This is a genomic window from Nocardiopsis dassonvillei (genome assembly GCF_964273065.1).
Classification (GTDB): domain Bacteria; phylum Actinomycetota; class Actinomycetes; order Streptosporangiales; family Streptosporangiaceae; genus Nocardiopsis; species Nocardiopsis dassonvillei_B.
Map to the genome: position 1 here is coordinate 4,549,073 of NZ_OZ186815.1, position 12,442 is coordinate 4,561,514.

12 protein-coding genes are annotated in these 12,442 nt (G+C 72.6%); 10 read left to right on the forward strand and 2 right to left on the reverse strand.

The features are described 5' to 3' along the window. The first annotated feature begins 60 nt into the window (after positions 1–60). The 10 genes from ACSUPR_RS20395 to ACSUPR_RS20440 all read left to right on the forward strand — a co-directional run bounded on the left by ACSUPR_RS20395 (position 61) and on the right by ACSUPR_RS20440 (position 11,075). On the forward strand, positions 61–1,026 hold the full coding sequence (locus ACSUPR_RS20395; protein ID WP_436886303.1) for a DsbA family oxidoreductase: 966 nt from the start codon (positions 61–63) through the stop codon (positions 1,024–1,026). Between the two features lie 340 nt (positions 1,027–1,366). Next, positions 1,367–2,806 carry a sugar transferase gene (locus ACSUPR_RS20400; protein ID WP_436892073.1) on the forward strand — a complete coding sequence of 480 codons (1,440 nt, stop codon included), beginning with the start codon at positions 1,367–1,369 and terminating at the stop codon, positions 2,804–2,806. Between the two features lie 3 nt (positions 2,807–2,809). Next, the gene (locus tag ACSUPR_RS20405) at positions 2,810–3,601 is read left to right on the forward strand and encodes a 3'(2'),5'-bisphosphate nucleotidase CysQ (RefSeq protein ID WP_436886304.1); all 792 of its coding nucleotides are present in this window, start codon (positions 2,810–2,812) and stop codon (positions 3,599–3,601) included. Positions 3,602–3,661: 60 nt separating this feature from the next. Next, positions 3,662–4,594 carry a sulfate adenylyltransferase subunit CysD gene (gene cysD / locus ACSUPR_RS20410; protein WP_436886305.1) on the forward strand — a complete coding sequence of 311 codons (933 nt, stop codon included), beginning with the start codon at positions 3,662–3,664 and terminating at the stop codon, positions 4,592–4,594. 128 nt (positions 4,595–4,722) lie between these two features. After that, on the forward strand, positions 4,723–5,991 hold the full coding sequence (cysN, locus tag ACSUPR_RS20415) for a sulfate adenylyltransferase subunit CysN (RefSeq protein WP_436886306.1): 1,269 nt from the start codon (positions 4,723–4,725) through the stop codon (positions 5,989–5,991). Positions 5,992–6,472: 481 nt separating this feature from the next. After that, positions 6,473–7,672 (forward strand): S8 family peptidase, encoded by a 1,200-nt coding sequence (locus tag ACSUPR_RS20420; protein ID WP_436886307.1) that lies wholly within the window; start codon positions 6,473–6,475, stop codon positions 7,670–7,672. A gap of 214 nt (positions 7,673–7,886) precedes the next feature. Then, positions 7,887–8,774, forward strand: coding sequence for a sulfotransferase (locus ACSUPR_RS20425; protein WP_436892074.1), 888 nt, complete (start codon positions 7,887–7,889; stop codon positions 8,772–8,774). A 119-nt stretch (positions 8,775–8,893) separates the two neighbouring features. Next, a complete protein-coding gene (locus ACSUPR_RS20430; protein ID WP_436886308.1) occupies positions 8,894–10,003 on the forward strand; it encodes a glycoside hydrolase family 26 protein in 1,110 nt (369 codons plus the stop codon). A 100-nt stretch (positions 10,004–10,103) separates the two neighbouring features. Then, on the forward strand, positions 10,104–10,403 hold the full coding sequence (locus ACSUPR_RS20435) for a hypothetical protein (protein WP_436886309.1): 300 nt from the start codon (positions 10,104–10,106) through the stop codon (positions 10,401–10,403). Positions 10,404–10,484: 81 nt separating this feature from the next. Continuing rightward, entirely contained in the window at positions 10,485–11,075 is a 591-nt protein-coding gene (locus ACSUPR_RS20440) for an exonuclease domain-containing protein (RefSeq protein WP_436886310.1), read from the forward strand. A gap of 86 nt (positions 11,076–11,161) precedes the next feature. Here ACSUPR_RS20440 and ACSUPR_RS20445 read toward each other — a convergent pair whose 3' ends face one another. Both ACSUPR_RS20445 and ACSUPR_RS20450 read right to left on the reverse strand, forming a co-directional pair. Next, positions 11,162–11,632, reverse strand: coding sequence for a GNAT family N-acetyltransferase (locus ACSUPR_RS20445; protein ID WP_436886311.1), 471 nt, complete (start codon positions 11,630–11,632; stop codon positions 11,162–11,164). A gap of 349 nt (positions 11,633–11,981) precedes the next feature. After that, a complete protein-coding gene (locus ACSUPR_RS20450) occupies positions 11,982–12,419 on the reverse strand; it encodes a DUF6463 family protein (protein ID WP_436886312.1) in 438 nt (145 codons plus the stop codon). Positions 12,420–12,442 lie beyond the last annotated feature (23 nt).

A 12,442-nucleotide genomic window follows, 5' to 3' on the forward strand; every position in this document is an offset into this window, starting at 1 on the left:
ACGTCCGTCGTATAGACAACAGGTGTTGCTTAAGCGACGGTTGTCGCTTAGCCTCTCCGCATGAACACGCGAATGGAGATCTGGGCGGACGTGGTCTGCCCCTGGGCGTACATCGGCAAGCGGCGCGTGGAGCGGTCCCTGGCCGCGCGCGGCGGGGAGCCCGTGGAGGTGGTGTGGCGGCCCTACCGAATCGACCCCACCGCCCCGGAGCGGGCCCGGCCGCTGGAGGAGCTGCTGCGCGATCCCTCCGTGGACACGGCCCTCCGGGCGTGCGCCCCGCACCTGACCCCGGAGCAGAACCGGGCCCGGGTGGCCGAGGCGGCCGCCGCCGAGGGCTTCCCCCGGTGGGGTGCGGTCTGGCGCGTCGGCTCCCACGACGCGCACCGGCTGCTGCACCTGGCCGAGCGCGAGGGCGGCCCCGCCCTCCAGGGCGCGGTCGCCGAGGAGGTCATGCGGACCCACTTCGTGGAGGCCGGGGACATCGGCTCCCACGAGGCCCTGGAGGAGGCCGCTGAGCGGGCGGGCTTCGCGGACGGGGGCCGCCTGCTGCGGGCGGGCGAGGGGGACCGGGAGGTACGCGAGCTGCTGCTGCGCGGCCGGGCCCGGGGCGTGCGCACCTCGCCCACCCTGCTGGTGGGCGACCTGGCGCTGGAGGGCGCCCGCCATCCGGAGGAGATCGGCGCGTTCCTGGACCGGGCCGGGCGGCGGCCGGGCCGGAGCCTGCCCGCGGAGGTGGAGCGGCTGCGCCTGGCCGAGGCGCTGGTGGAGAAGGACCCGCTGGGGGCGCTCACCCTGCTGGAGCCGCTGATGGCGGAGCACGGGGACGACCGGGGGGTCCGGCTGGCCGCGGCCCGGGCCCGGCTGCGCTCGGCCCAGGTGGGGCGGGCCCGCCGGGATCTGGAGGGGCTGGTCGCCGAGAGGCCCGACGACTCCTACGCCCGGCTGCTGCTGGCCGGTGCGCTTCGGCGGAGCGGGGACCCGGGGGCGGCGGCCGTGCAGCGGCGACTGGCGGAGGCCATGGCCTGAACCGGTTTCGGTCAGACCCTTACCCCGTCCGTTTCAGGCGTGCGTCACCACACTCCGTAAGGCCGGTCGGTATCGGGAGGGACACATTCTCGGTCCGACCGGCCCTTCTTTGTCGACAGTTGGCAACTGAGAGCGACTTTTCCACTACTTTTGGTTACTGTCAGGGGGCTGCCCTGACTCTCGCTCCCCGATGCGCCCTGCTCATGCCGTCGGGTGCGATGACGTGCAGTGACGGCTTTCGGACCGTACCGGTCTTGGGGGATACATGGTCGCAAGCAGTGGGGTGAAGGACGTCCGCCGGCCGTTGGTGACGCCGCCCGGCGGTGGCGGCGCACACACCATGCCGGAGATCCGGTTCCCGCCCGCCCCGTCCCGCCCGTGGACGCACACCTACGTCGCCGGGCTCCTCGTCCTCGACCTCGTCGCCGCACTGGGCGCCGGCCTGATCGGCGCCACCGTCCGCTTCCACGATGCGCTGGCCGCCGCCACCACCGCGCCCTACCTGTGGTTCTCCCTGGTCCTGCCGCCGCTGTGGTGCCTCGTCGTCTCCCTCTCCGGAGGCTACGCCCGCCGCTTCCTGGGAGTCGGCACCGAGGAGTACCGCCGGGTCGCCACCGCCGGGCTCGCCCTCGCCGCCGGCACCGCCATCGTCGCCTACGCGGTCAAGTTCGACCTGGCCAGGGGCTACGTCCTGGTCACCCTCCCGATCGTGCTGCTGGCCACCCTCGCCCTGCGCTACGCCCGGCGCAAGGCGCTGCACCGCCGCCGCCGCGCCGGCGAGTGCATGAACGGGGTCGTCGTGGTCGGCCACCGGGTGGCCGCGGGCGAGCTCATCCGGCGCTTCCGCGACGAGATCTACCACGGCATGCGCGTGGTGGGGGTCTGCCTGCCCGACCGCGAGGCGGGGAGGGGCCCCGCCGAGGTCGAGGGCTGCCCGGTCCTGGGCTCCTTCGCCGGGGCCGCCGACGCCGCCGCCCTGGTCGGCGCCGACACCGTCGCGGTCCTGGCCTGCCCGGAGATGGACGGCGTCGAACTGCGCCGCCTGGCCTGGCGGCTGGAGAAGTCCGACACCGAGCTCATCGTCGCCTCCGCCCTCATGGAGGTCGCCGGCCCGCGCACCACCATCCGCCCGGTCGCGGGGCTGCCCCTGCTGCACGTCGAACACCCGGAGCTGGCCGGGGCGCGGCGGGTCGTCAAGAGCGCCTTCGACCGCGGCGCCGCCGCGCTGGCGCTGGTCCTGCTGTCCCCCCTGTTCCTGGCCCTGGCCGTGCTCATCCGGTGGGAGGACCGCGGGCCGGTCTTCTTCACCCAGACGCGCGTAGGCCGGGGTGGCTCCGAGTTCCCCGTGTACAAGTTCCGTACCATGGTGGTCGGGGCCGAGGCGCTGAAGGCGGCGCTGCGGTCCCGCAACGAGCACGACGGTGTGCTGTTCAAGATGCGACGGGACCCCCGGGTGACCCGGGTCGGGGCATGGCTGCGCCGGTACTCGCTCGACGAGCTCCCCCAGCTCGTCAACGTGGTCCGGGGCGAGATGTCCCTGGTCGGCCCCCGGCCGCCGCTTCCCGAGGAGGTCGCCCGCTACGGGCACGACGTCCGCCGGAGGCTGGTGGTCAAACCGGGGTTGACCGGGCTGTGGCAGGTCAGCGGCCGTTCCGACCTCTCATGGGAGGAATCGGTCCGCCTGGATCTGCGCTACGTGGAAAACTGGTCGCTGACGTTGGACATCCAGATCCTGTGGAAGACGTGGTCAGCGGTGATCCGTGGGGCGGGGGCGTACTGAACGGTGAAGAACATCCGAGACGATCATGAGGTGGCCCGCGACCTGGCGAGCGAGGCGGGCCAGCTGCTGCTGCGCCTGCGCGCCCGGCACGGCTTCGCCGAACCCGACGTCCTGCGCACGCTGGGCGACCGCACCTCGCACGAGTTCCTGTTCTCCGCGCTGGGCCGGCTGCGCCCCAGCGACGCGGTGCTCTCCGAGGAGGGGGTGGACGACCCGGCCCGGCTGCGCGCCCGCCGGGTGTGGATCATCGATCCGCTCGACGGCACCCGCGAGTTCGCGGAGGCCGGCCGGGTCGACTGGGCCGTCCACGTGGCCCTGTGGGAGAACGGCGAGCTGGTCGCCGGGGCGGTGGCGCTGCCCGCCCAGGGCAGCACCCTGTCGACGGTGGACCCGCCGTGGCTGCCCGAGGAGCGCCCCTCGGGGCAGCGGCTGCGGATCACGGTGAGCCGGTCGCGCCCGCCCGCGTTCGCGCAGCGGATGGCCACCCAGCTGGGCGCGGAGCTGATCCCGATGGGATCGGCGGGCGCCAAGATCTGCTCGGTGCTGCTGGGTATGGCCGACATCTACGTCCACGCCGGCGGCCAGTACGAGTGGGACACGGCCGCCCCGGTGGCGGTCGCCCGCGCCGCCGGGCTGCACGCCTCCCGGATCGACGGCTCCGACCTGCGCTACAACGTGTCCGACCCGCTACTCCCCGATGTCCTTGTATGCCGACCGGAATTGTCGGGTATGTTGTTGGCAAGCATCCGCGACGGCGCGGACCTGGACAGCGCCGGTCCGCACGCGGGGGGCTGACGACAGGCCCTCCGCCGTCGGCCGGTCCGGTGCCCCCAGCGGTATCTCTAAGGCGGATTCATGGGTCAGGCGAGTCAGCAGGCGCCCGGACGGTACCAGCTCTCCCAGCTGGACGTCCTCGAGGCCGAGGCGATCTTCATCATGCGCGAGGTGGCCGCGGAGTTCGAGCGGCCGGTGCTGCTCTTCTCCGGCGGCAAGGACTCCATCGTCATGCTCCGGCTCGCCGAGAAGGCCTTCTGGCCGGGTGCCATCCCGTTCCCGGTCATGCACGTGGACACCGGCCACAACTTCCCCGAGGTCATCGAGTTCCGCGACCGCCGGGTCGAGCAGGCCGGGGTGCGCCTGGTCGTCGCCTCCGTCCAGGAGCAGATCGACGCGGGCAAGGTCACCGAGCCCACCGGCCGCTGGGCCAGCCGCAACCGCCTCCAGACCGCCGCCCTGCTGGAGGCCATCGAGGAGCACGGGTTCGACGCGGCCTTCGGCGGCGCCCGCCGCGACGAGGAGAAGGCCCGCGCCAAGGAGCGCGTCTTCTCCTTCCGCGACGAGTTCGGCCAGTGGGACCCCAAGAACCAGCGCCCCGAGCTGTGGAGCGTGTTCAACACCCGCATCGACCGGGGCGAGCACATCCGGGTCTTCCCCATCTCCAACTGGACCGAGCTGGACGTGTGGGCCTACATCCAGCGGGAGGAGCTGGAGCTGCCCTCCATCTACTTCGCGCACGAGCGCAGTGTCTTCGAACGCGATGGCATCCTGCTCGCGGACTCACCGCTCATCGCTCGTGACGACACCGAGGTCCCCTTCACCGAGACCGTGCGCTACCGCACGGTGGGCGACCTCACCTGCACGGGGGCGGTCAAGTCGACCGCCGTGGAGCTCGACGACATCATCGCCGAGATCGCCGCGACCCGGATCACCGAGCGCGGACAGACCAGGGCCGACGACCGCGCGAGCGAGGCGGCCATGGAGGACCGCAAGCGCGAGGGCTACTTCTAGTCCCGCCGCCGACGGCCGCCGTTCCCGGTGGCCGCCGTCCCCGACGGACGCCTTCGGCGCAGGGCTCCTCCGTCCGGCCCTCCGACCTCCTCTCCGGCCGCATCCCTTCGCACAGAGGACCAGCGAGCATGACCAACGACATTCTGCGGTTCGCCACGGCGGGCTCCGTGGACGACGGCAAGAGCACCCTGATCGGCCGCCTGCTGTACGACTCCAAGTCGATCTTCGAGGACCAGCTCGACGCGGTGGAGCGCACCAGCGCCGCCCGCGGTGAGGAGCACACCAACCTGGCCCTGCTCACCGACGGCCTGCGCGCCGAGCGCGAGCAGGGCATCACCATCGACGTGGCCTACCGGTACTTCGCCACGCCCAGGCGGACGTTCATCATCGCCGACACCCCGGGCCACCTCCAGTACACCCGCAACATGGTGACCGGGGCGTCCACCGCGGACCTGGCGATCATCCTGGTGGACGCCCGGAAGGGGCTCCAGGAGCAGAGCCGCCGCCACGCCTTCCTCACCACGCTGCTCCAGGTGCCGCACCTGGTCCTGGCGGTCAACAAGATGGACCTCGTCGACTACGACCAGGCCCGGTTCGAGGAGATCAAGGCGGAGTTCACCGACTTCGCCGCCAAGCTGGACGCGCGCGACCTCACGTTCGTGCCGATCTCGGCGCTGCACGGCGACAACGTGGTGGACCGCTCGCAGAACATGCCCTGGTACAGCGGCCCCTCGCTGCTGCACCACCTGGAGAACGTGCACATCGCCTCGGACCGCAACCTCATCGACGCGCGGTTCCCGGTGCAGTACGTGATCCGGCCGCACAGGTCCGACGACCCCGAGCTGCACGACTACCGCGGCTACGCGGGCCAGCTCGCCGGGGGCGTGCTCAAGCCCGGCGACGAGGTCGTGCACCTGCCCTCCGGGCTGACCAGCCGGATCTCCCGGATCCTCACGGCGGACGGGGACGTCGCCGAGGCGTTCGCGCCGATGTCGGTCACTCTGCTGCTGGAGGACGAGATCGACATCTCCCGGGGCGACATGATCTGCCGCCCCAACAACACCCCCACGGCCTCACAGGACATCGAGGCGATGGTGTGCTGGATGACGGACGCGCGCAAGCTGACGCCGCGCTCCAGGCTCATCGTCAAGCACACCACCCGCACGGCCAAGGTCATGGTGAAGGACCTGCGCTACCGGCTGGACGTCAACACGCTGCACCGCGACGAGCAGGCCGACCACCTGGCGCTCAACGAGATCGGACGGGTGCGGCTGCGCTCCACCCAGCCCCTGTTCGTGGACGAGTACTCCCGCAACCGGCAGACGGGCGGGTTCATCCTCATCGACGAGTCCACCAACGCCACGGTCGGCGCCGGAATGGTCGTCCGGGCCGACTAGCACCGGACGGGCCGACCGGCTCCGAGCAGCACACCGAGCACCTGCGGGGCCGCCCACCGGGCGGCCCCGCCGCCGTGTGCGGGAGCCGTGCGCGGGGGACGCCGGGGGCGGCGACGGGCCGGGTACGGAGCGTGAAGGGCCGCCGAGGGGTGCGGCCGGATTCTCCGAGCGAACGCGCGATAAATTCGCATATTTCTTCCGTGTTCCTGTTCGTAAAACCCTGTTCCGGTGGCCCGGGGGCGCCGTCCTTCGACCTCTCCAGAGAAACGCGAAACCCCACTACACACGCGTTAAGGAGGGTCGCGCTCCGGAGTGGGGGCAGGTGGTCCGGGCGCGACAGGCGGTGTCGGATCGGGTGTTCGGGCGAGACGAACGGCGAAAAAAATCCAGTGAACCCTGGCGTAAAGGACAAGGGCTGATTAAGGTTGCATATCGCAGCAAGGGTGCAACCGAGTGATCACAGTCGGTTATGGCTCGCTGTATGTATAAAGCCCCCATATCCCCACCAAGGAGAAAAAGAGTGCAGCAGCACCACTCCCGGAGGACCGTCCTCGGCTTCGTCGCCGCCGGCGCCCTCTCCCTCCCCCTCGCCCTGTCCGGTGCCGCCTCCGCCGGCGCCGACGAGCTCGCCCCCCTCTACACCAGCACCGACGCCGTCGCGGGCGAGTGGTTCGTGGTCCTGGAGGAGTCGATGGGCACCGCCTCGGTCACCCCGAGCGCCCTGGGCCTGTCGTCCGGCGACATCAACCACACCTACGAGGAGGTCTTCCAGGGCTACTCCGCGACCCTGACCGCCGCCGAGGTGCGGGAACTGCGCGCCCAGGACGGTGTGGCCTACATCGAGCAGGTCGGCGTCGCCCACACCACCGCCACCTGGGGCCTGGACCGCATCGACCAGGAGGACCTCCCCCTGGACGACTCCTACTCCACCACCGCCGACGGCTCGGGCGTCTCCGCCTACATCATCGACACCGGCATCGACCCGGACCACCCCGACTTCGGGGGCCGGGCCTCCTCCGCGTTCGACGCCTACGGCGGAGAGGGCCTCGACGCCAACGGCCACGGCACCCACGTCGCGGGCACCATCGGCTCCGCGACCTACGGCGTGGCCCCCGGCGCCGAGCTGTTCGGCGTCAAGGTCCTCAGCGACAGCGGCTCGGGCAGCTACGACGACGTCATCGCGGGTATCGACTGGGTGGCCGCCAACGCCCCCGAGAACTCCGTCGCCAACCTGTCCCTGGGCGGGCCCGCCTCCCAGGCGGTGGACGACGCCGTCAACGCCCTGGCCGACTCCGGTGTGTTCGTGGCGGTGGCCGCGGGCAACGAGGGCCAGGACGCGAACAACGTCTCCCCGGCCCGCGCCGAGGGCGTGACCACCGTCGGCGCCTCCGACCGCGACGACGCCGCGGCCTACTTCTCCAACTTCGGCTCCCCGGTGGACATCTACGCCCCGGGCGTCGCGATCGAGTCGACCGTCCCCGGCGGCGGTGCCCAGGCCATGTCCGGCACCTCGATGGCCAGCCCGCACGTGGCCGGCGCGGCCGCGCTGTACAAGAGCGCCAACGGCGACGCCGGCCAGGCCGCCATCCAGGACTGGCTGGTCGCCAACGGCGGGCAGGACAAGCTGAGCGGCGTCCCGTCCGGCACCGTCAACATCCTGCTCAACGTCCAGGGCCTGTAGGGCCGCCCGGGATGTGGAGACCCCGCGCGTCCACAACCCGCCCCTGACCCCGGAGAAGTGAAGTGAGCGACGGCCCCGGCCCGGGACGCGAACCCCCGGCCCGGGGCCGTCGTGCGCACCTACGGGAGATGATCACCAAAAGGTCCCGAGCGGTGACCGAAAGTAATAGTCTGAACGGGTGGAAGAGGCATACCGGCTGGTTTTCGTCGGCGGCATGGGCCGCTCCGGGTCGACCCTGATCGAGCGGCTGCTGGGCGAGCTGCCCGGGTTCTGCTCCATCGGCGAGACGGTGCACCTGTGGCGGCGCGGAGTGGTCGAGAACGAGCTCTGCGGCTGCGGGCTGCCGTTCGCCGACTGCGGGTTCTGGACCGAGGTCGGCAGGGAGGCGTTCGGCGGCTGGCAGCGGCTGGACGTGCGGCGCGTGCTGGGACTCAAGGACGGGGTGGACCGGACCCGCTTCCTGCCCGTCCTGCTCAACGGCTCGGGGGAGGGGCCGCTGGCCGAGCGCACCGCCCGCTACACCGAGCTCTACCACCGGCTCTACACCGCGATCTCCCTGGTCGCCGGATGCGGGGTGATCGTCGACGCCAGCAAGCACGCGTCCCTGGCCGCCTGCCTGCGCTGGCGCTACGGGGCGCGCATGCGGCTGCTGCACGTGGTCCGCGACCCCCGGGCGGTGGCGCACTCCTGGAGCAAGCGGGTGCCCCGGCCGGACGCCTCCCCCGAGAGCAGCGAACCGGAGATGGCCCGCTACTCGGCGGGGCGCTCGGCGGTGCAGTGGATGGCGCAGAACTCCTGCTTCGACGCCCTGTCACGGCGCGGCATCCCCACGCTGCGGGTGCGCTACGAGGACTTCACGGCCTCGCCCACCGAGGAGTTCGCGCGCATCGCGGAGTTCGCCGGGTACCGGGGGGAGTGCCCGGACCTGGGGGACGGGGTGGCGCTGTCGCGGGGGCACGCGGTGTCGGGCAACCCGATGCGCTTCACCCCGGGACCGGTGGGGGTGCGCGCCGACCAGGGGTGGCGGGACGCGCTGGCGCCGTGGCGGCGGCACCTGGTGTCGGCGGTGACGGCCCCGGCGCGGCGGCGGTACGGCTACTGATCCGAGGCGTCGGCGGCATCGTCCGCCCGATTTGCCTGGTGGGGGTGTTGCGCCCGCAAAAGATAACGTATGGTATTCATGTGAATACTGTGCGTAGTATCTCCTAGGGGGCGATCGGCGTGGACAGCGGACCGGTACGGGTGATGGCATCGGTGGGGGCCGTGGTCCTCACCCTCACACTCACCGGGGCGGGCGGCTCGGGGGCCGACCCGTCCGGGCCGCCGGGAGCACCACGCCACTCGTTCACGGCGTCCGTGTCGGGCCCGCCCGCCGGCGCCGAGCACCGCTGCACGATCTCGGAGATCCTCGAACCCAGCTGCGGGGTGTGGTGGGGCGGCAGCCCGCACGACGGGCGGCTCGACCTGCTGGAGGAGGCCGCGGGGCGGCGGATGGACATCGTCTACACCTGGCGCGGCATCGACCAGCCCCAGGTCGCCGGGGAGAAGGAGCGGCGAGCCCTCGCCGAGGGCCGGTTCGTGCACACCAACATCGAGGCGCGCAGGTTCACGCGCTCCGGGCACCCGGACGTCTCCTACCGCGCCATCCTCCGCGGGGAGTTCGACTCCGTGCTGCGCACCCAGGCGCGCGCGGTCGCCGACCTGGAGGTGCCCTACTTCCTCACGTTCGACCACGAGGCCGACGCCAACAAGCGCTACAACAAGCGCGGCACCCCGCAGGAGTTCACCCGGGCGTGGCGGCACATCGTCGACCTCTACCGCAGGGAGGGCGCCGACAACGCCATCTGGGTGTGGAACGTGACGGGCTGGGAGGGCAACCTGGACCGGCTGCCGGGCCTGTGGCCGGGCAACGAGTACGTCGACTGGATCAGCTGGGAGGCGTACAACATGACGGGGTGCGACCTCATGCCCGGGTGGAAGCACGTGGACTCGTTCGAGGACGCGCTGCGGCCGGCGTACGAGTGGATGCAGAACGAGGGGCCCCGGCACGGGATCGACGTCACCAAGCCGGTGATGATCGGCGAGATGGGGACGACGTACATCGGGCCGCGGGAGACGATGAACTGGTACACGGACGTCCCGCGGGTGCTGCGCAAGTACGAGCGGATCCGGGCCGTGAAGGTGTGGGACAGCAAGGTCTCGGACGGCTGCGACTTCCGGGTGGGGGCCAACCGGTACGCGCAGCAGGGGTTCGAGAGGGCGGGGCGCGACCCCTACGTGAACCTCCCGGACCGGGTGCGGCGGCTGGTGGAGTACGCCCACCGGGACTGACCCGCGGGTGCGCCCGCCGGACGCGGGGCCGGGGCGCGGAGCCGGAACCGTGCGGAAAACCGGGTGACACGGCGGGGCGGTGCGTGGTCGAATCCGCTCCATGAGAACGGACCTGTGGAACACCGGCCTCTGCCTCAGCGCCGGGAAGGTGTTCGTCGAACTCCACGGCATGCGCGAACGGCCGCCCGGTACGGACGCCCCCAAGGTGGTGGAACCACCGGTGACGTGTGCCGGGGACCGGGTGAGGCGGAGGACGCCGCCGCCCTGGTGGCCCACCCCGCCGCTCGCGGAGTTCGGCCGGGGCCGCGGGCGCAGGCGGCCGGGCAGGCCCGCGCCCGGGGACGGACGCCCGTGGTCGAAGGCGCGGATGGTGACCCGCAGGAGCCTCCGGCGCGTCTGACCCGCGTGGTCCGGGGGCTTTCGCGGTCCGCCCTGGAAAAGGGGGTGACGCGGGCCGCCGGCCCGTGGTCGGATCCGCTCCATGGGTACGGAGCTGTGGAACATCGTGGACGTCGAGGCGACCTGCTGGAGGGGGGCGCCGCCCCCGGGTTCCGCCAACGAGATCATCGAGATCGGGCTGAGCGTGGTGGACGCGGCGTCGGGGGAGCGGGTGTCCCGGCACGGCCTGCTGGTACGGCCGGGGCGGTCCGAGGTGAGCGCGTTCTGCACGGAGCTGACGGGGATCACGCCGGAGATGGCGGCGGGCGGGGTGACGTTCGCCGAGGCCTGCCGGTGGCTGGTCGAGGAGCACGGCGCGGCCGGGCGCCCCTGGGCGAGCTGGGGCGACTACGACCGGAGGCAGTTCGAGCGCCAGTGCGCGATGACCGGGGTGGCCTACCCGTTCGGTGGGCGGCACGTCAACGCCAAGAGGGTCTTCGCCGAGCTGCACGGGATGCGCAGGAAGGCGCCCGGCATGGCGCGGGCGCTGGACGTCGCGGAGCTGCCCCTGGAGGGGCGGCACCACCGGGGCGAGGACGACGCGTGGAACACCGCCGCACTGGTGGGGTACCTGGTCGCCCGCGACGCCTGGCCGGGCGCCGAGCCGGAGGCGGTGGGCACCGGGGACCGGTGACCGGCCGGGGCCTTCTGCGCGCGGGGGCGGGGCGCCCCCGGAAGCGGTCCGGCCGGGTCCGGCGGAACACCGGGGTGGGCGGGGACTCAGCTGAGGCTCTTGCGCATCCGGATCGAGGCCGTCTCATAGCCGAGCGACTCGTAGAGGCCGCGCGCACGCGTGTTGAACCCGAAGACGTTGAGGCCGAGCGTGTGCGCGCCCTGCCCCCGGGCGTACTCCTCGCCGAGGAGCACGGCCGCCCGCCCGAAGCCCCGGCCCTGTTCGTCGGCGTCGATCGTGATGTCCCAGATCCACCAGTACCCGGGGTCGCCGCTGGTGTCCGGCCCGATCCAGAGGTGGCCGACGGCCCGCCCGCCGTCGCCGACCACCTCGAACACGGCGTGCCCGGGGCGCGGCTCGCCTGCGGGGAAGGAGCCCTCCACGCTCTCGGCCGCCTGGCGGCGGGCGTCCTCGGGCCGCCGGCCCGCGGCGATCAGGTCCTCGGTGTATCCGGCCCGGCTGCGTTCGAGCCAGGCGGGGAGCAGTCGGGCGTCCAGTGGACGAAGGGTCGTCGGCATCGGGCCAGCCTGCCACAGGGGCGGCGCCGGAGCCGCATGGTTTTCGCCCCGCGCCGGTCAACGGGGTTCCAGGGCACACGTCCCGGCGCCTCGACGGGACTCCTCTCTCCGCCGGCGCCTCGACGGGACTCCTCTCTCCGCCGGCGCCTTCACGGTCACCGGGGGCCCGGATCACGGGCATCCGTATCGTCGCCGACCCGGCCGCTCCCGCCCTGGTCCGACTGCGCGCCCCGGTCTGGACCGCCGCGGGGGAGCGGAACCGCGCAGAAGCCCCTCGCGGGAGCGCGGGGGGCTCTCCGGGGCGGTCCCCGGCGCCGTGGATCCGCGCGATCTCGGCGGGAGGCACCGGTCAGCGCTGCGCTCGCGCGTCCTCCTCCCGTCCGGCCACCGGTCTTGTCACGCCCCGCCCGGCGCTCCCGCGGCGTGCAAGCAGGTCCTCCGTGATGAGCAGTCCGGCCGGGACCAGGCCCAGCAGGAAGCCGCTGGGGCCGACGAGCAGTGCGCATCCGGCGGCCCAGCCGCCCAGCCCCCAGCCGACGTAGGCGGGCGCGCGCTCGCCCCGCCGTCCCAGCCGAGCCACCAGGAGGCCGAACAGGACCAGGGGGACGACGAAGCCCCCCGGCAGCGCCCAGAACACGGACAGGGACGCGTCACCGCCCCCGCCCGAGCGCAGCCCGCCGGTGAGCCACTCGCTCCAGTAGGGGTGGGGCAGGAAGACCACGGTGTGCAGGACGCCGATGGCCGCCATCGACCACCCGGCGCCGATCGTCAATCGCTTCTTGGGCATGCCCCCAGCCTCCGCCGCCGCCC

Coding starts and splice junctions, on each gene's coding strand:
- cysD (WP_436886305.1), top strand. CDS start 3,662: ATGGGTCAGGCGAGTCAGCAGGCGCCCGGACGGTACCAGCTCTCCCAG.
- ACSUPR_RS20445 (WP_436886311.1), bottom strand. CDS start 11,632: ATGCCGACGACCCTTCGTCCACTGGACGCCCGACTGCTCCCCGCCTGG.
- ACSUPR_RS20420 (WP_436886307.1), top strand. CDS start 6,473: ATGTATAAAGCCCCCATATCCCCACCAAGGAGAAAAAGAGTGCAGCAG.
- ACSUPR_RS20440 (WP_436886310.1), top strand. CDS start 10,485: ATGGGTACGGAGCTGTGGAACATCGTGGACGTCGAGGCGACCTGCTGG.
- cysN (WP_436886306.1), top strand. CDS start 4,723: ATGACCAACGACATTCTGCGGTTCGCCACGGCGGGCTCCGTGGACGAC.
- ACSUPR_RS20395 (WP_436886303.1), top strand. CDS start 61: ATGAACACGCGAATGGAGATCTGGGCGGACGTGGTCTGCCCCTGGGCG.
- ACSUPR_RS20425 (WP_436892074.1), top strand. CDS start 7,887: ATGGGCCGCTCCGGGTCGACCCTGATCGAGCGGCTGCTGGGCGAGCTG.
- ACSUPR_RS20435 (WP_436886309.1), top strand. CDS start 10,104: ATGAGAACGGACCTGTGGAACACCGGCCTCTGCCTCAGCGCCGGGAAG.
- ACSUPR_RS20400 (WP_436892073.1), top strand. CDS start 1,367: ATGCCGGAGATCCGGTTCCCGCCCGCCCCGTCCCGCCCGTGGACGCAC.
- ACSUPR_RS20450 (WP_436886312.1), bottom strand. CDS start 12,419: ATGCCCAAGAAGCGATTGACGATCGGCGCCGGGTGGTCGATGGCGGCC.